At 45.6% G+C, this 18,403-nt stretch carries 11 protein-coding genes and 2 pseudogenes; 9 read left to right on the top strand and 4 right to left on the bottom strand.

The annotated features are described in order from the left end of the window. Nucleotides 1-10: 10 nt before the first annotated feature. From lysS to L5M10_RS17955, 5 genes are all read left to right on the top strand, one after another. On the top strand, nucleotides 11-1,513 hold the full coding sequence (gene lysS / locus L5M10_RS17975; RefSeq protein WP_263255687.1) for a lysine--tRNA ligase: 1,503 nt from the start codon (nucleotides 11-13) through the stop codon (nucleotides 1,511-1,513). A gap of 692 nt (nucleotides 1,514-2,205) precedes the next feature. Further along, nucleotides 2,206-3,678: a carbon starvation protein A gene (locus L5M10_RS17970; RefSeq protein WP_105250058.1), complete on the top strand. Its 1,473-nt coding sequence runs from the start codon at nucleotides 2,206-2,208 to the stop codon at nucleotides 3,676-3,678. Nucleotides 3,679-3,989: 311 nt separating this feature from the next. Beyond that, nucleotides 3,990-6,155: a catalase/peroxidase HPI gene (gene katG / locus L5M10_RS17965; RefSeq protein ID WP_263255686.1), complete on the top strand. Its 2,166-nt coding sequence runs from the start codon at nucleotides 3,990-3,992 to the stop codon at nucleotides 6,153-6,155. A gap of 170 nt (nucleotides 6,156-6,325) precedes the next feature. Next, nucleotides 6,326-6,760 carry a PaaI family thioesterase gene (locus tag L5M10_RS17960; protein ID WP_173246528.1) on the top strand — a complete coding sequence of 145 codons (435 nt, stop codon included), beginning with the start codon at nucleotides 6,326-6,328 and terminating at the stop codon, nucleotides 6,758-6,760. Between the two features lie 370 nt (nucleotides 6,761-7,130). Continuing rightward, nucleotides 7,131-8,819 (top strand): glucan biosynthesis protein, encoded by a 1,689-nt coding sequence (locus L5M10_RS17955; RefSeq protein WP_131524680.1) that lies wholly within the window; start codon nucleotides 7,131-7,133, stop codon nucleotides 8,817-8,819. Between the two features lie 83 nt (nucleotides 8,820-8,902). Here the strand turns inward: L5M10_RS17955 and L5M10_RS17950 are convergent, their stop codons facing one another. Beyond that, nucleotides 8,903-9,634: a type 1 glutamine amidotransferase gene (locus L5M10_RS17950; protein WP_263255685.1), complete on the bottom strand. Its 732-nt coding sequence runs from the start codon at nucleotides 9,632-9,634 to the stop codon at nucleotides 8,903-8,905. Between the two features lie 84 nt (nucleotides 9,635-9,718). Between L5M10_RS17950 and L5M10_RS17945 the strand changes: the two genes are divergently transcribed. The 3 genes from L5M10_RS17945 (at nucleotide 9,719) to L5M10_RS17935 (ending at nucleotide 13,235) form a co-directional block, all read left to right on the top strand. Beyond that, the gene (locus L5M10_RS17945; RefSeq protein WP_263172466.1) at nucleotides 9,719-10,534 is read left to right on the top strand and encodes an AraC family transcriptional regulator; all 816 of its coding nucleotides are present in this window, start codon (nucleotides 9,719-9,721) and stop codon (nucleotides 10,532-10,534) included. Between the two features lie 248 nt (nucleotides 10,535-10,782). Further along, nucleotides 10,783-12,252 (top strand): inorganic phosphate transporter, encoded by a 1,470-nt coding sequence (locus L5M10_RS17940; protein ID WP_105252986.1) that lies wholly within the window; start codon nucleotides 10,783-10,785, stop codon nucleotides 12,250-12,252. 134 nt (nucleotides 12,253-12,386) lie between these two features. Then, a complete protein-coding gene (locus L5M10_RS17935; protein WP_263255683.1) occupies nucleotides 12,387-13,235 on the top strand; it encodes an isocitrate lyase/phosphoenolpyruvate mutase family protein in 849 nt (282 codons plus the stop codon). Between the two features lie 337 nt (nucleotides 13,236-13,572). On the opposite strand, the gene L5M10_RS17930 is transcribed toward L5M10_RS17935, so the two are convergent. Further along, nucleotides 13,573-14,526, bottom strand: coding sequence for a DUF72 domain-containing protein (locus L5M10_RS17930; RefSeq protein ID WP_173246516.1), 954 nt, complete (start codon nucleotides 14,524-14,526; stop codon nucleotides 13,573-13,575). Nucleotides 14,527-14,817: 291 nt separating this feature from the next. On the opposite strand from L5M10_RS17930, the gene L5M10_RS17925 reads away from it, so the two are divergent. Continuing rightward, nucleotides 14,818-16,245: a GGDEF domain-containing protein gene (locus L5M10_RS17925; protein ID WP_263145166.1), complete on the top strand. Its 1,428-nt coding sequence runs from the start codon at nucleotides 14,818-14,820 to the stop codon at nucleotides 16,243-16,245. Nucleotides 16,246-16,379: 134 nt separating this feature from the next. On the opposite strand, the pseudogene L5M10_RS17920 reads toward L5M10_RS17925, so the two are convergent. Both L5M10_RS17920 and L5M10_RS17915 read right to left on the bottom strand, forming a co-directional pair. Then, nucleotides 16,380-18,158, bottom strand: a pseudogene (locus L5M10_RS17920) (methyl-accepting chemotaxis protein); the annotation flags it as partial. Between the two features lie 11 nt (nucleotides 18,159-18,169). Further along, nucleotides 18,170-18,403: pseudogene (locus L5M10_RS17915) on the bottom strand (IS4 family transposase); the annotation flags it as partial.

Genomic DNA, 18,403 nt, shown 5'->3' with positions numbered 1-18,403 from the left:
GAGAAATAAGATGACTGAACAAGTAATTGATGAGAACAAACTGATCGCCGAGCGCCGTGCCAAGCTAGAAAGCATCCGCCCAAATTGTAGTGCTAATGCCCATCCAAATACCTTCCGTCGCACCCATAAAGCGGCTGAATTACAAGCACAGTATGGTCAAAGCACTAAAGAAGAACTCGAAGCCTTAGGTTTTAAGACCAGCATCGCTGGCCGCATCATGGCAAAACGTGGTCCTTTCTTAGTGATCCAAGACGTGTCTGGCCGTATTCAAGCTTACGCTGAAAAAAGCGTACAAGCTGATTTGAAAGAGCGTTTTCAAGGTCTGGATATCGGTGACATCATAGGTGTAACCGGTCAGCTGCATTTGTCTGGCAAAGGCGACTTATACGTCAACATGGAACAGTACGAGTTACTGACCAAGGCGCTGCGTCCATTGCCTGCGGACTATTATGGTCTAGCCGATCAAGAAATGCGTTACCGTCAACGTTACGTGGATCTCATCGTTAACGAAGATTCACGCAATGCCTTCATCATGCGTTCTAAAGTGGTTTCTGCAATCCGTAACTTCATGATCAAAAAAGAGTTCATGGAAGTTGAAACCCCTATGATGCACGTGATCCCAGGTGGTGCTTCGGCCCGTCCTTTTATCACCCATCACAACGCCTTAGACATGCCAATGTATCTGCGTATCGCACCAGAATTATATCTGAAGCGTTTAGTGGTCGGCGGTTTTGAGCGTGTGTTCGAAATCAACCGTAACTTCCGTAACGAAGGCCTGTCGCCACGTCATAACCCAGAATTCACTATGATGGAATTCTATATGGCTTATGCTGACTACAAAGATCTGATGGACCTTACCGAAGAAATGCTCAGCTCGATTGCTATCGAACTGCTTGGCAGTGCGCAAATGCCATACGGTGAGCACACAGTCGATTTCGGTGGCCCATACGCACGTTTAAGCATGTTAGAAGCGATTCAGAAGTACAATCCTGATAACGCCACTATCCAAGCTATGACCTATGAGCAAGTGAAAGATGTTGAATTCATGCGTGATTTAGCGAAAAGCTTAGGCATGAAGATTGAGAAGTTCTGGACTTGTGGTCAGCTGCTTGAAGAAATCTTCGGTGAAACTGCTGAATGGCAATTGATGCAACCGACGTTCATCACTGGCTACCCAGCGGATATTTCACCATTGGCACGTCGTAATGATGACAACCATTTCATAACTGACCGTTTCGAATTCTTCATCGGTGGCCGCGAAGTGGCTAACGGCTTTAGCGAGCTGAACGATGCTGAAGATCAAGACAACCGCTTTAAAGCACAGGTTGACGCGAAAGATGCAGGTGACGATGAAGCTATGTTCTACGATGCAGACTATATCACTGCACTGGAACACGGTTTGCCACCAACGGCAGGTCAAGGTATTGGTATCGACCGTTTAGTGATGTTGTTCACTAATACTCATACTATCCGTGACGTGATCCTGTTCCCTGCTATGCGCCCACAGGGGTAATGCAGTCGAACAAGGTATTTCGTTGTACATTTTGTTGTATTAGTTTAGCCACTCGACTTTTAGTAAGTCGCAATAGGTTAAGTTTACAGTGATTGATTTAGGTATGACCTGAGCATCGCTACGATGAAATACCCCCTAAAAAACCAGCCATGTGGCTGGTTTTTTGTTTTCTAAAATAGCTAAAAATAATGAGTGATAAAGTCGAACTATTAGTAACCTAAAAATGGGCTAGATGAGCATCATCAAGTGGCACGTTAGCTTTAGGTTGTGGCTATCGATCGTAGTGTAGATTGCGGGTTTAGCCTGTGAGTGTAGATAGTGTCTTTAACTTGGGGTTGTATATTGGGATGTCACGAAACACTCGTCTATGCTGCTAGCATCTCGCCGCCAGTCACATGCGATATTGTCTGTGTTCATTTCATTTTCGATAGCGATGGTTTGCAGGAATACCTAGGGCAAAGAGTTCAAGAAGAGGCAATTGGGATACATCAAAATAGTTGGTTGTATTACTGAGTGCATAAATACTTCATAGGGATTATTTTTAAACGCGTTTGTTCATCTATACCCACTCGTACGGCTGTTTCAGATAATCAACCCGACATTAGTCTAATAGTGTGTTGCTTGACCTCAGTCGCTAACTCAATGAAACTCTCCATTAAATCACCTCCTACTAAAGTATGGATAATTAAATAATGTTAATTTTCTTTATTTGTATCGCACTCTTAGTGCTTGCATACAAGTTCTATAGTCCCTTTGTTGAGCGGCAAGCGGGTATAGATCCTAAAGCGATAACACCACAGGCGAGATTCGAAGATGGCGTCGATTACGTTCCGGTTCATCCGGCTAAAGCGTTTCTGATCCAGTTCCTCAATGTCGCGGGTGTGGGGCCGATATTTGGCCCGATCCTCGGTGCACTTTACGGCCCAATAGCCTTAGTGTGGATTGTACTGGGGAATATTATTGGCGGCGCAGTACATGATTATTTTTCTGGCGTGCTCAGCATAAAAGAAGACGGTAAGAGTCTGCCAGAGATTGCGGGCCACTACTTTAATATTTACTTTAAAGGCGTGATGTTGCTGTTTACCGCTATGCTGCTGTTTTTTGTGGGTGTGGTCTTCATCATGAGCCCCGCAGGTTTGCTGAGTAATCTCGATTATTTTAAAGACACCATCTTTGGCAATAATACCTTCTGGGTGTTAGTGATTTTAGTCTATTACTTTTTAGCGACTATGCTGCCGATTGATAAAATCATCACTAAATTATATCCCGCATTTGGTTTGTTGATGATAGTCATGACAGTTTCTATCGCTGTTGCTCTAATGATCAATGCGCCGCAGTTACCTGAAATGGGGGATGTGTTTGCCTATTTCGACCACAGTCATTACAACAACGAGTTACTTGAGCCAAATCCAGACGGCTTACCAGTATGGCCACTGTTATTTGTGACTATTACCTGTGGTGCGATTAGCGGTTTCCATTCAACTCAAGCGCCCATCATGGCCCGTTGCTTGACGAATGAGAAGTATGTTCGCCCTGTGTATTATGGCGCTATGGTTGCTGAAGGTATCGTTGCTTGTGTATGGGCAACGGCGGGTATTGCAGCTTTCCCCGGCGGTTATGTAGAGCTTAAGAGTTTGCTCGACCAAGGTGGCCCAGGTTTAGTAGTTAATCAAGTGGCAACTACGTATTTAGGTGTTGCGGGCGGTATTATGGCGATTGTGGCCGTGGCTATCTTCCCTATCACCTCTGGCGATACCGCATTTCGTTCGCTGCGTTTGACGATTATCGATGCCTTCCATATTCCGCAAAGTATGCGTAATCGTTTATTGGTTGCTGTGCCTATTCTGACCATTGCGTACTTTATGACGAAGATCGATTTCTCTTTGATTTGGCGTTACTTTGCTTTCTCAAATATGCTGCTATCAACCAGTGTATTGTGGTTAGCGACTAAGTATTTGTTCGATCGTGGGACCTTCCATTGGATTGTTAGCTTACCAGCAATTGGCGGCACCAGCGTTACTGTGTCTTATATTATGACTGCGGGTATTGGCCTAGGTTTACCGCAACCTTTGAGCCAGCCAGTGGGTATCGCTGTCGGGGTTATCTGTTTAGTTGCCCTGATCATTGCGCACAATAGACGCAAACCTGTGGCAGAAGTTAAATAGTCAGTTATCCCATAGTTTTACCTAATAAAAAACAAGGGCTGCATTTTGCAGCCCTTGTTTTTTATGATTAGTATCATTCTACTATCCTTTAATGGCTTATTTTAGAAAGGGTAATTTTTGCTGAATATTTTTTAATGAGCGGATTCATCGCGTTTCATCTAGAGGTAAGGTAAGGTCGTTAGACTGGTTTTTATTTCTCTATTGAAACGATTAGTCTGTGGTAGAGAGCGTTAAGCAGTACAAACTTGCGGCAAAAGTCATTTAGATTTTATTTACTTGAATATTTTTTGCGAACAGAAGGAGAGCACGTTATGTCTGAGAACAAATGTCCTATGCACCATTCTGCTGGTGGCACCTCGAATCGAGATTGGTGGCCTAAACAGCTCCGGCTCGATATTCTGCACCAACACTCTTCCTTATCTAATCCTTTGGGTGATGACTTCAATTATGCTGAAGCCTTTAAATCCCTCAATTTAGCTGCTGTAAAGCAAGATCTCCTCGCATTAATGACGGATTCACAGGACTGGTGGCCTGCAGATTTTGGCCACTATGGGCCGCTATTTATTCGTATGGCATGGCACAGTGCCGGCACCTATCGTACCGGTGATGGACGTGGCGGAGCGGGGAGCGGTAATCAACGTTTTGCACCGTTAAACAGCTGGCCAGATAACGTAAACCTCGATAAAGCACGCCGGCTCCTTTGGCCGATTAAACAAAAATATGGCAATAAAATCTCTTGGGCCGATTTGATGATCCTCACGGGTAATGTCGCGCTGGAATCTATGGGATTCAAAACCTTAGGTTTCGCTGGTGGGCGAGTCGATATTTGGGAACCCGAAGCTGATATTTACTGGGGTGCGGAAAATAAATGGTTAGACGATAAGCGTTACTCGGGAGAGCGAGATCTTGAAGATCCCCTCGCCGCAGTCCAAATGGGGTTGATTTATGTTAATCCTGAGGGACCCAATGGCGACCCAGATCCTTTCGCTGCCGCTGTAGATATCCGCGAAACCTTTGCCCGCATGGCGATGAATGATGAAGAAACCGTAGCTTTGATTGCCGGTGGTCATACTTTTGGTAAAACCCATGGTGCAGGTGACGCAGCATTAGTCGGACCTGAGCCAGAAGCCGCAGGTATTGAACAGCAAGGGCTAGGTTGGCAGAGTCGCTATAAAAGCGGTAAAGGTGGCGATACTATTTCCAGTGGCCTCGAAGTGACTTGGACTTCAACACCAACCCAATGGAGTAACAATTTTTTTGAAAATCTATTCGGATATGAATGGGAACTGACTAAGAGCCCTGCGGGTGCCCATCAGTGGATACCTAAAAATGGCGCGGGTAAAGGGGTGATCCCCGATGCGCACGACGCCTCAAAACGTCATGTGCCGACTATGTTGACCACTGACCTTGCACTGATCTTCGATCCTGATTACGAGAAAATATCACGTCGATTCTTTGAAAATCCCGATGAGTTTGCCGATGTATTTGCAAAAGCTTGGTACAAGCTGACACACAGAGATATGGGGCCATGCACACGCTATTTGGGTCCTGAAGTGCCTGCAGAAACGTTTCTTTGGCAAGACCCCATTCCTGCGGTTGATCATCCCCTGGTTAATGAGCAGGATGTTACTGATCTCAAACTGAAGATTATTGGCTCTGGATTAACGATTTCAGAAGTCGTTGCCACTGCTTGGGCCTCGGCGTCTACCTATCGGGGTTCCGATATGCGCGGTGGTGCGAACGGTGCGCGAATTCGACTCGCGCCGCAAAAAGATTGGCCAGTGAATCAGCCTGAGCAACTTGCTAAGGTGCTCAAAGTGCTTGAGAGTATTCAGTCTGAGTTCAACAACAGCGGTAAGAAAATCTCCCTTGCTGACTTGATTGTGCTAGCAGGCTGTGTCGGTATTGATCAAGCGGCTAGAAATGCAGGGGTTGAAGTGACGATTCCATTTACGCCGGGTCGTATGGATGCCACGCAAGCACAAACTGATGTGGAATCTTTTGCGGTACTTGAACCTGTCGCAGATGGCTTTAGAAATTATCATCCCACTCCGTTTTCTGTTTCGGCGGAGGAGTTATTGGTTGATAGGGCACAATTGCTGACCTTAACTTCGCCGGAAATGACAGTGCTTATTGGCGGTCTGCGGGTGTTAGATACGAACTCTGATCAGTCAAAAACGGGTGTCTTGACTGCGCGTCCTGAGTTTTTGACCAATGACTTTTTTGTTAACTTGCTCGATATGGGGACGACGTGGAAACCCACTTCCAAAGCGGAGGATATGTTTGTGGGTGTTGATCGCGTCAGCGGCCAGCAAAAGTGGACTGCAAGTCGTGTTGATTTGATCTTTGGCTCTAATTCGCAGCTGCGTGCACTCGCAGAAGTGTACGCGAGCAGTGATGCACAGCTGCGATTTGTCGATGATTTTATCGACGCTTGGACTAAGGTGATGAACTTAGATAGATTCGATCTTCGCTGAGCTTTTATTTATTAGTCTTTTTAGTGGTATATGGACCCAATTTAGGCGCCGCAGGGGTTAATGCAGACCGAGCGTTTAAGTGGATTTTCAGTTAAATGATCGCCTAATCCAAAGTGGTTAAGCGGTCATTTTTATTCATGTGCTTTGACGCTCATCAATTTAGGTGGAATATGAATATTCAGCAAATGTCGGGTTTAGCCATTTTACAGGCAATGGCAAGGGGTGAATTACCCGCACCTTCTATCTCTCTCACTATGCCAATGTCGCTGGTTCAAGCCGACGAAGGAACGGTGACATTCCATGCGACTGCCGATGATAAGCACCTCAACCCATTGGGCGGCGTTCATGGTGGTTTTGCCGCGACTGTATTGGATTCGGTTACAGGTTGCGCCGTGCATACATTGCTTGAAGCGGGTGTCGGTTACGGCACTATCGACTTGAATATTAAAATGATTCGACCTGTACCTAAACATCAAGTGTTAGTGGCTGAGGGCAGGGTGATCAATTTATCTAAGTCTTTAGGTATTTCGGAAGGTACGCTAAAAACGCAGGATGGAAAACTGCTCGCCACTGCTACGGCGACTTGTATGATTTTAAGGCCATAAACCGATTTTGCGGGCTGGCGATATTATCTCTTCGAGTTAACATGCTGAGCAGATAATTAACCTATGCCGAAGGTGCACTTTATCTTCAGATATTAAGTCGACGGCCCTCTTGCTGGCAGTGAAGTTTTTATGGGCGTGAATTCAGTAAATAACGGAATTTTTTAATCATATTTTCATAAATAGGCCTCAAGATTGAAAATAGCTAGCATGCCATATTCCATTCGACAGAAAGTATGCTAGATTCTGGCGAATTGTTGCTGATCGCTGTATTGTTACCTCTGTCATCAACAGTTCTCCACAGGGCCATCGCTGCAATTGAGTCAGATTTGCAGGGAAGTGTCAGGAAGTTACACCAATTCAGAGTCTGCTTATGCAACCCAATTTATTTCCCGAACAAAGAAACGTTTATCAAGAATCGAGGGTGACACTACCCTCGATTGAAGCCCAATCTTCCTCTCGTCGCGGCCGTTTGCAGCGTATGGTTGGCGGCGTATTGTTAACCTGTAGCGTATTGCTGAGTCTTTCAGCATGTGCGGCAGGTAAGCAGGCGTCACCACAAGAAGGTGAAGAGTTTAGTTACGCTTGGCTTAAGGGTTATGCCCGTACTATGGCTGCACAACCCTATGAGAGTCATAAAGGCGAATTACCTAAAAGCCTTCAGGGCATGAGTTGGGATGATTACCAACAATTCCACTTCAAGAAGAAAGCCGCACTATGGCGCGATCAAGATTCGGAGTTTCGTGCCGAACTGTTCCATCTTGGGCTGTTTTTCGATACCCCTATTCATATTTATGAGCTAAATGAGGGTAAGGCTAAGTTAATCGAATATTCACCTTCAATGTTCGATTACGGCAAGTCAAAGGTCAAAGGTAGTCAGTTGCCTAAGGATCTTGGTTTTGCGGGTTTCCGTATGCAATTTAATACCGATTGGCAGCGTGACATTGTTGCCTTCCTTGGCGCTAGTTATTTCCGCGCTGTGGGTCAAGAAATGCAGTACGGTTTGTCGGCTCGTGGCTTAGCGGTTGATACTGCACTGCCAAAACCCGAAGAGTTTCCAATGTTCACCAATTTCTGGTTAGAAAAACCTAAACCAGGATCGAACATCACCACTGTGTATGCCTTGTTAGATTCTCCAAGTGTCACGGGGGCTTATCGTTTTGATATTGAACCAGGTGAACGTTTAAAAATGAAGGTGGATGTGGCCGTTTATCCACGTAAAGCGATTGAACGTTTAGGCGTTGCGCCACTGACCAGTATGTTTATGGTGGGTGAGAACGATCGCCGCACCGGTTATGACTGGCGTCCAGAAATCCATGATACCGATGGTTTAGCCATGCACACGGGGAATGGTGAATGGATTTGGCGTCCGCTAGGTAACCCTGAAAACCTGCGATTCAATGCCTATAGCGATGAAAATCCAAAAGGTTTTGGCTTACTGCAACGTGATCGTAACTTTGATCATTATCAGGACGACGGCGTGTTTTATGATAAACGCCCAAGCCTATGGATTGAACCAACCAGCAGTTGGGGTAAAGGTTCAGTGCAGTTGGTTGAAATTCCAACACTGGATGAAACTTTCGATAACATAGTGGCTTTCTGGAATCCTGCTGAGCCGATTGTTCCTGGTCAAGAGCTGCTGTACAGCTACAACATGTACTGGGGTGGTATTCCACCGGTTCAATCACCCCGTGCTCGGGTTGTCGATACCTTCACCGGGATTGGCGGCGTAGTTGGCCAGAAACGCAAATACTACAGTAAGCGTTTTGTGGTTGATTTCGCGGGCGGAACTTTACCTATGATAGGTAAAGACACCCAAGTTAAAGCCGTGATCACAGCATCTGAAGGCAAAGTGGAAATTGAATCTGCCCGTCCTTTAGCCTCGATTAATGGTTACCGCGCTATGTTTGACGTAGTGCCACCCGGAGACGGGACTGAGCCGATTAACCTGAGAGTCTATTTGGAGGTCGATGGTCAGCCATTGTCTGAGACTTGGATGTATCAGTGGAATCCGCCTGCAAAGGATGATCGTGAATTGCACAATGCAGGTCATCTGCAATAAGCGATTCGTGAGTCATTAATCTAAAACGCCAGCTAACTTAGCTGGCGTTTTTGTTTTGGCTTAGCCCGCTGAATCCTGCAGCTTCAGGTTGTTTGGGTATATATGGCTTGATAGGTTAGGACTAGATTATCTAAAAAATGCCCCAGCAACTGATTCATCCTAGCCGTTGATTGCCCCAGTATGAACTCAGGGCTTTGAATATATGGCATTTTCTGTGTGCTAGAAAAAGCATTTTCTTGAGCAATTAATGGCGCTAATTGGCTACTGATAAATTCAAGATGGCATTGAAATCCAAAAACTAAATGTGTGTAACGTACAATTTGCCGCGGGCAAGCTTCACTTGTGGCGAGCACTTCGCAATCGGGAGTGAGGCCAGGCATATCGTTATGCCAGTGGCCAACCACTTCAGTTGTCGAAAATGTCGTAAGGTTAACATCACTTTTTCCTGCCGCAGTCAGTTCAATGGGGAAGTAACCAATCTCGGTATGCGGGCTCTTTTGATAACGGGCACCTAATGCCTCTCCGATTAACTGTGCCCCAAGACAAACCCCCACAACGGCTTTATTTTTTTGGATAGCTTGTCTGATAAACCTTTGTTCTGCTTGGCTATCAAAATATGGACAATCGTTTTGGCATGTCGCGGGAGACTGAGGGCCACCGAGGATAATTAATAGATCAAAACCCTCACTATTTTTGGGTAAAGCTTCATCTAGATAGATTCTGCTAAAGCTCATACTGTAGTTTTTGCTTGCAGCCCAATCGCTAAAATAGCCTGGACCTTCATAGCTTTCATGGATAATGCAATGAATGCGCATCGAGTTTTCCTGTGTCTTTTATGGGATAACGCTATGCTACAATCCTTTTTATTTGGCTGAATAACGTTATATGGACAAGTAATGATGCTAAGTCGCCAACTCGATTCGATTAACGCCATTATTGAGCAAGCGCCTAATATGCCTTCTTTTGTCAAAACGATTGAGATGCAGAAGGGTTATGTGGATGTTTTACACCAGCACTGTTGGCATCAGCTTATTTTTCCGCTTCAAGGCCTGTTACAGACAGAGGCAAATGAGGCACTTTTTTTGGTCCCCCATACCACAGCGCTTTTTGTGCCTGCAGGTGTCATGCATGAGTCTGTTGCGATTACAGATACCTGCTTTATTGGTGTCTATTTGAATCCTATGTATGGTCGAGATTATGGTGCCATGGTTAAGCCCGTCGCTATGAGTGCTTTTATAAGGGAGTTAGTGTTAACGCTCAGAAAACAATGTGCTTTTAATACCCCAACGAATGTTGAACCAATGGTTCAGGCGCCAATACTGCGTTTGCTTGAGGTGTTATATGATCAAATTAATAGTGCGGAAGGACAGACTTTCAAGTTACTGATACCGCAAGATAGGCGCCTAAAATTGATTTTTGAGCATTTAACCCAAACGCCAGCTTTAGATTTCTCTTTAGTGAAATGGGGTGAGATGGTTGGGGCATCGGAACGAACATTGTCGAGGCTATTTGTGAGGGAGTTTGGTTCTTCATTTGTATTATGGCGTCAACATTTACGGCTGATCTATTCGCTGTCTTTATTGGCCACTGACCTATCAATACAGAATGTGGCCCACCAAATTGGTTATCAAAATGATTCATCCTATATCAAAGCCTTCAAGGAGCGTTTTGGGATGACGCCACAGCGATTTCGGTTAGGCGATCATGGGATATAACCCTGTTACGGCGTATGGTTATGAACACTATTTTTAGTTGGCTTATTTAATATTGAATCAATATATTGCACCTTTTCGCGGCACAAATATTCATTTGGCCGAATAAAATCAAGCCAGTGTTAATTGCAAGCATGCTACTGAGTTATTGGGGGCTAATTCACTTTTTGACAATCTAAACAATTTTTCACTGTAAAAGACCCCAAACTTGGGCGTAATCTGTGGGCGTTCTCGCCATGGGTAAGTATTTTATGTTTGAAATGTTCACAACGTTAGGCTTTGCGTGGTCGGTGGGTTTAGTCCTTGCCGTACTTTTTGTACTGGCATACGAATTTATTAATGGCTTCCACGACACGGCAAATGCGGTGGCGACGGTGATCTATACCAAGGCAATGCCGGCAAATCTGGCGGTCGTTACCTCCGCACTATTTAATTTTGCGGGTGTGCTGTTAGGGGGGTTAGGGGTGGCCTATGCGATAGTGCATTTATTACCCGTAGACTCCTTGCTCGGTATGGACTCAATCCAAGGCTTGTTGATGGTGTTTTCCCTGCTATTTTCGGCAATTATCTGGAACTTAGGTACTTGGTATTTTGGTATTCCGGCATCGAGTTCCCATACCTTGATTGGTTCGATAATGGGCGTGGGTGGCGCGTTCGCTTGGATAAATCATCAGCCTATCCTACAGGGCATTAATGTCTCTAAAGCAACGCAGATCATGCTGTCCTTGATTATTTCGCCGACCTTAGGGTTTGTGATGGCAGGGATTTTTTTGCTCATCATGAAATACGTTTGGCAGAAACATAAAATTCACCGTACCCCAGATGAGCAGATGCAGATTAATGGTAAAAAACACCCTCCATTTTGGGCAAGGGCGAGTTTAATTATCTCTGCTATGGGGGTGAGTTTCGCCCATGGTTCTAACGATGGACAGAAGGGGATAGGTTTAGTGATGCTAGTGCTGATTTGTATGGCACCGGCTTATTTTGCCTTGGACATGGGCAGTCAACCCTATGATTTAGAAAGAACTCAAGATGCTAATCGTCGCATTATGGCGATTTATGACCGTAACCAAGCCGTTATCGCGGATGTTATCGACTTTAAAGCCTTAGTCAACGTTCCCGAATATATGCTGGCCCATTGCTCATCTGCCAATGTATTACCTGCGATGTCGTTGCTTGACCGTCGCTTAGCAAAAGTCTCGACTTACAAAGATATGGATGTAGAAGAGCGACGCGAGGTGCGACGTTTATTGTTGTGCATTGATGATACTGCTCGCCAAGTGGCTAAATTGGATCTTCCTGCTAAGGATTTAAGTTCATTGGCTAAATGGCGAAAAGATCTCACTAGAACTACTGAGTATGCGCCCATTTGGGTGATTATTGCCATTGCGACTGCGCTGGGTTGCGGCACGTTGGTGGGGTGGCGGCGGATTGTATATACCGTGGGGGAAAAAATTGGTTCATCGAGTATGACTTACAGCCAAGGCATTGCCGCGCAGGTCACCGCTGCCGTCTCTATTGGGATTGCCAGTATGACGGGGATGCCGGTATCGACGACTCATATTTTGTCTTCCGCTGTTGCGGGTACTATGGTGGCTAATCGTTCAGGGCTTCAGATCCAAACTATTAAGCAAATCATGCTCGCTTGGCTGCTGACACTACCTATTACTATGTTGCTCTCCGCGAGTGTGTTTATCCTTGCCAATGCACTTTGGGGTTAGCCAAGAATACTCAAGTTAAATGCTCACATAGCCAAGCCGTGAGGGCTTGGCTTTTCGGTTCAGTGCCGTTTCCCGCGATAATTACCTAAGCCATCTTGTTAGAGTTGAGCCTTCAACTCCAACAAGGACATAAGATGGCTGAGCAATCTAGAACATTTTTCAAAGCACTACATCAACAATCAGAGCCGCTGATATTAACTAACGCTTGGGATGCCGCCAGTGCGGCCATCATCCAAGCATCGGGCGCCCGTGCGATTGCGACCAGTAGCGCGGCATTGGCTTGGTCGCTCGGTTATCCCGATGGGCAAGCGCTACCTAAAGCGGCTTTATTGGGCGTAGTGAACAATATCCTACGGCTGAGCCGAGTGCCCGTGACGATAGATATTGAATCTGGTTATAGCCAAGATCCCGATGAGGTTGCTGCTTTTGTTGCGCAGCTCGCTGAGCTTGGCGTAGCAGGAATTAATATTGAGGATGGCAGTGCAAGTGTTGCAGAGATGGTGGCCAAAATTAAAGCTATTCGCGCCCATCCTTGTTGCCAAGGATTATTTATTAATGCGCGAACTGATGTGTATTTACTGGGTTTAGCCAGTGGTGAGGCCGCAGTTGTTATGACTATCGATAGGTTAACTCAATATCAGGCTGCGGGTGCGGATGGTGGCTTTATCCCTGGCGCGAATCAGGTCGAGACCGCTAAGCGCTTGTCTGCCGCTGTGGATATGCCACTGAATTTTATGCTATTGAATGAGCAGATGGATATCGGCGAGTTATTTGCCGCAGGTGTGCAGCGTTTTTCCACTGGCCCAGCTTCATTTTTACAGGCCTATAGCACTTTGCTTAATCCAATTTTGTTAAATTCAATTAAGGCAAAACCGTTTCAGCGAGAGTCAAATGATGCGGTTATTGCCGTTGATAAGGATTCAATACCTAAAGCCATTTCCCTTGGTTTTGAGCAAATGAATAACTTATTTATCCCGAGTTAAAGCTGTTTTTCATCTATACCCAAGCTACCTGAAGATACGAGTTTCAGAGCGCTTAGGGTGCTTCAATTCAAGGCGCATCAATGACAGAATGTCGGCCACCTTCTGAATTGATGCAACACGGAAGTGGAGTGCCCTAAGCGCTCCGTCCCGGCGGGTTTTAACGCACTCTATGCCGTGTTGGCTATTTTTAACTTAGTCCACTAGGTCTGCAAATAGCCGCCTTGCCTAAAGTGCGTTAAATTCCCGCTGAATCCTGCATCTTCAGGTTGTTTGGGTATATACCCACGGCGAGTTTGCCGTGGGTTTCTTCTTACGTCCGTTTTACTTAGCGCCCGTTTTACCAAGAAAGTCCCATCTGCGTGCTTGTCTCCTCAGGTTTCTTATCAAGCAGGCGTAGCTCGGCGAGTTGAATGTGCGCTGCAATTTGGCTGCGCAATTTTTGATAGAGACGGATGGCTAGTTCAGGCGCGGCTTCATTGTCGGGAGTATGGATAAACAGATAGGGTTCTCGACCTTCTGCGAGCCACTGCGGGAGTTGGGTGAGCCAATTATCAAAAAAGGTATCGTTATCCTTAGGTAAAACAGCAACGCCTTGCTGTGCGAGTTGTGCGACGGCATCGTCTGGTTGGCCGATAAAGCGCACCACTGGATTATTGGCGGTGGCAATTGCATGCACTGGCACTCGAGGTTTTTTCTTGTGAGCGTCGATAATCGCGACATTGCAGGGCGGCAGTGCAAACAAGGGCCTACTGTCCATGATGATGCGATTCACTTTTTTATCGATGAGTAATCGATTAAGCGCACGCTCGGCATCTCCTTTAGCAAAAAACGCTGCATGCCTGACTTCGACGCCATAGGTTAACCCTTGGGGGATTTGATCTAGAAATTGCGCTAACGCAGGCAAGTTTTCTGGGCCGAAATGGGCGGGCAGTTGAATTTTCCAGATCCCTGTTTTATCGATTAATGGTGCCATTATCTGGAAAAAATCTTTCAATTCTTGGCCGCAGTGTTGCAATAATCTTTGGTGAGTGATGGTTTGCGGTAGTTTGAAGGTAAAACGAAAGCTATCGGGCGTGGCACTGTGCCAATTCATTACTGTTTGCTGTGCAGGCGTTGCGTAGAAGCTGGTGTTCCCTTCGACAGTATTGAATATTGTCGCGTAACGGGCGAGTCGCTCCGCTCGTTTAGTTCCGTGACCATACACACTTTCTTGCCAATTCGAGTGCGACCACATGGCAAGCCCAAGGCGAAAATGCTTGGGTTGATGTAACGGAGAGCACAATCGGTCCAAAAATAAATTCCTTTAATGCGATTTGCGCGTACCAAAGCAGCGCCCTGATGTTGACCAACATTTTAGGGCATTGTGCCGATATCTGTCGTCCAGAGTCAAATAGTGCCACCGATGGCCTTAAGTATTGTGTTTGATTTTGTTTGAATTTAACTCTGCAAAAGTCGGACTTAACTGAGCCAACTCTGGAATGACATTGAAAATTAACCTACTCTAATAGTGCGTTATTATTATTTTTATGCTTATGATCAAACTTAGGACTTAGCCAAAGACGGACGTTTATTGGAGAATTACGTGAATAATGATGGCTACACTTCCTTAAGCAATTTTATCGACCTTCTCTTGGATGCTATTTGTGTCGTCGATAAAGCGGGGAGGTTTGAATTTGTCAGTGCTGGGGCAGAACGTATTTTTGGCTATACCCCAGAAGAAATGATGGGTATGCAGATGCTAGATCTTGTCATTCCAGAGGATAGGGAACGCACTCTCGCAACGGCCAATGAAATTATGGCAGGTCGCTTTAAAGTCGATTTTGAAAACCGTTATGTGCGTAAAGATGGTGTTATCGTCGATATTCTTTGGTCTGCACGTTGGTCCGATGCTTATCAACAGCGTGTCGCAGTCGCTAGAGATATTTCTAAGAGCAAAAATGCCGAACGTAGACAAGCAGCCTTATATGAGATTTCAGAGGCTGTGCATGTCGCTGAGGACTTGCTAGCCCTATATCGTCGAATTCATGAAATTATTGCTAAATTATTGCCTGCAGCAAACTTTGCTATTGCATTGTACGATCAAGATTTAAATGAATTAAGTTTTCCTTATAAAGCCGCTACTGGCGAGGATTCACTTATCGATATTGCAAGTTTCAGTGTGTTCACTGACCAAGTGATCCGCAGTGCTGAGTCTTTACTCCTGTGTCCCGTGACCTTAACTGATTATCCCCAAGCGATTCGTGAAGATTTGGGTAATGGTAGTTTAAGTTGGCTGGGTGTGCCGCTAAAGCTACAGAAAGGCGTTATCGGCGCTTTGATTATGCATAGCTTGCCCACTTCGGCTTCATATACACACCAAGACCGTGAGTTATTGGAGTTTGTTTCTACGCAAATAGCCTTTGCGATTGAGCGCCGACAAATGCTCGCGCGATTAGAGCATATTGCACTTTATGATCAGTTAACCTTGTTACCCAATCGTGAGCTTTTTTACGATAGATTTCAAAAGGCGCTATCTCGAGCCCATAGGGAATCAAGTTATTTCTCTTTGCTTTATTTAGACTTAGATAAATTTAAGTGGGTTAACGATACTTTTGGTCATAGCGTGGGCGATTTATTACTGCAAGTGACAGCGCAGCGAATAGTCAGTTGTGTGAGGGGCTCAGATACCGTTGCGCGTTTTGGGGGGGATGAGTTTGTCATCTTACTTGAACGAGTCGATTCAGCACATAATACCCTGCTGGCTGCGCAAAAAATATTGCAAGTATTCGAGCAACCCTTCGAGCTTGCCGAACAGCAGATCCATATTCTGCCGAGTATCGGTATTGCTCTGTATCCAGAGCACGGTGAAGATGAGAAACAGCTTATTTCCTGTGCCGATACTGCTATGTATAAAGCTAAAAAGAATGGCGGAAATCGAATTGAAATGGGTTATCAAGGATTAAGAAACTTACATGCTGAGCTTCGGCCTGAGGCCAATATTCCTGAAAATAAAGCGATGAAGATTATTTAAGCTTGCTTTAGGTAAGCCATTGTAAGTCTTTGAAGAAATAATATGTAAAGAAATGCCCGCAAATGTCACTGACACTTGCGGGCATTATTGTATGGAATTGTTGATGTAATCTTTATATAAAATAAGGCTTTTGATTACAGTTTGAAGCGATTAACTTCCTGCTGCAATGATGCGGCCAAATGGGCGAGCTCTTGAGCTTGGACCATAGACGTTTGTGCCTCAATCGAGAGATTCTCTGACACTTCACGAATCGACTCTGTGTTACGGTTGATTTCGCTGGTGACTGAGGTTTGCTCCTCGGCTGCTGTGGCAATTTGGCTCGCCATATCTGAAATATCATTAATGGCTTTGCTGATTTGCAACAGACTTTCGCTGGCTGAATTAGCATCGGCCACACTGGTTTCTGCCATTTCATGACTTTGAGTCATAGACTTAACGGCTTTGCCTGCGGTTTGTTGTAGGGTTTCGATCATCGCTTGAATTTCTTGTGTCGATGAATGCGTACGTTGTGACAGTACACGCACCTCATCAGCAACTACAGCGAAGCCACGACCTTGTTCTCCTGCACGTGCCGCCTCAATGGCTGCATTGAGTGCAAGTAAGTTGGTTTGCTCTGCGATGCCACTAATGGTCAACAAAATGCTGTTGATCTTTTGTGAGTGCTCGTTCAGTTCACCGATAATTCGCCCTGCAGTTTCGACTTCACTGGCTAAATTACGGATAGATTGCTGGCTTTGCATTACCTGTTTATGGCCATGGTTTGAAAGTCCGACCGCATTTTGAGCTGTCTGCGCTGTATGCTCAGCATTACTGGCAATTTCCTCGGTGGCGCTGGCCATTTCGGTCACCGCAGTGGCAACCATAGTCACTTCATCTTGCTGTACTTCAATGCGCTGACTGTTATCCGTTGCCGATGCACTACTTCCTTTGGCTTGATATTCCAATTGACCCGCAATCTTGTGCATGCGGGAAATCATACCGTGTAGACGTTCTACAAAGCGGTTAAAACCCGAAGCTAACATACCAATTTCATCGTGGCTGTTGGCAGTATGAATGCGCACAGTGAGATCGCCATCGCCTTCGGCAATATCATTGAGTGCTTGGGCAACGCGTTCGAGATCTTTGAATTGAATTTTAAAGATGGCGATTAAAATCAAACCAAACAGCACCAATAGTGCAACACCTACGGCAGACATCCACCAAGCGAGATCGGTTGCCTGTGACATGATTTCTTGCTTATCCATCACGAAAATCAGTGCCCAGTCAGTTGAGGGTATTGCCGCAACATAGACTAACTTAGTGGCACCATCGAGGTTTCGCTCTTCCATCGTATTGGCATTAGTGCGCTGTGATAACCAGTTATTACTAAAATTACTATCGATTTTAGTGAGTTGTTGAGTATTTAGCTGGCTATTGGGATGACTAATAATGAGCCCTGCATTATCGACCATCAGAGTGTAACCTTTGCCTGGTACTTGGAGGCGCTGCACTGCATCTGTTAACTGATCTATGGTTAAGTTCGCAGCCGCTACGCCTATGAGCTGGCCTGAGCTCATCACAGGTTCTGCTATAGTTACGACTTGTTTTTTCAATGTGGCGCTGACGTAGGGCGCCGTCATGATCATTTTACCCGCCGTTTTAGCATCCATATACCAAGGGCGAACGCGGGGATCATAATTTGCGGTATTCAGCGACGGATCTTGACGATACATGTTGCCTTGCTCGTCACCATAGTAGGTGAGGGCAAAGTCAACCGCAGTATGCGCTTGCAACAAATGAGGGGTAACGTTGGTACTAGGATCGGCTTCAATGGTTTGCTTTAGGCTCGTAATGGCCATTTTTCTGTCTTGTATCCACTGACCTATGCCGGATGAAAAAGTCTTCGCCAGTTGGTCAATTTCATGTTGGGTGCTGAAGGATCCCCTCATAAATCAGCCATAGCATAGCCATATTTGAGCAACTGATTGGCGAATAATACCCAGGCCGCCAGCAATTCTTTCTCCGTGATTTGATAATCAGGCCGCCTGAGTACCTCCAATCCCAAGCGAATCGTTGAGAGTACCGTTCGATGCCCAATGGTATTGGCCTGAAAATGCTTATCCCAGCCCTGTTGCTGTGCGTGTAAACCAACTAGCCACAACAGGCATTGAACCATCAA

This window comes from Shewanella sp. SM32 (assembly GCF_025654235.1).
Taxonomy (GTDB): domain Bacteria; phylum Pseudomonadota; class Gammaproteobacteria; order Enterobacterales; family Shewanellaceae; genus Shewanella; species Shewanella oncorhynchi.
The sequence above is the reverse complement of the archived record's forward strand: the minus strand, read 5'-3'. Positions and strand labels throughout refer to the sequence as shown.

Coding starts and splice junctions, on each gene's coding strand:
- lysS (WP_263255687.1), top strand. CDS start 11: ATGACTGAACAAGTAATTGATGAGAACAAACTGATCGCCGAGCGCCGT.
- L5M10_RS17970 (WP_105250058.1), top strand. CDS start 2,206: ATGTTAATTTTCTTTATTTGTATCGCACTCTTAGTGCTTGCATACAAG.
- katG (WP_263255686.1), top strand. CDS start 3,990: ATGTCTGAGAACAAATGTCCTATGCACCATTCTGCTGGTGGCACCTCG.
- L5M10_RS17960 (WP_173246528.1), top strand. CDS start 6,326: ATGAATATTCAGCAAATGTCGGGTTTAGCCATTTTACAGGCAATGGCA.
- L5M10_RS17955 (WP_131524680.1), top strand. CDS start 7,131: ATGCAACCCAATTTATTTCCCGAACAAAGAAACGTTTATCAAGAATCG.
- L5M10_RS17950 (WP_263255685.1), bottom strand. CDS start 9,634: ATGCGCATTCATTGCATTATCCATGAAAGCTATGAAGGTCCAGGCTAT.
- L5M10_RS17945 (WP_263172466.1), top strand. CDS start 9,719: ATGCTAAGTCGCCAACTCGATTCGATTAACGCCATTATTGAGCAAGCG.
- L5M10_RS17940 (WP_105252986.1), top strand. CDS start 10,783: ATGTTTGAAATGTTCACAACGTTAGGCTTTGCGTGGTCGGTGGGTTTA.
- L5M10_RS17935 (WP_263255683.1), top strand. CDS start 12,387: ATGGCTGAGCAATCTAGAACATTTTTCAAAGCACTACATCAACAATCA.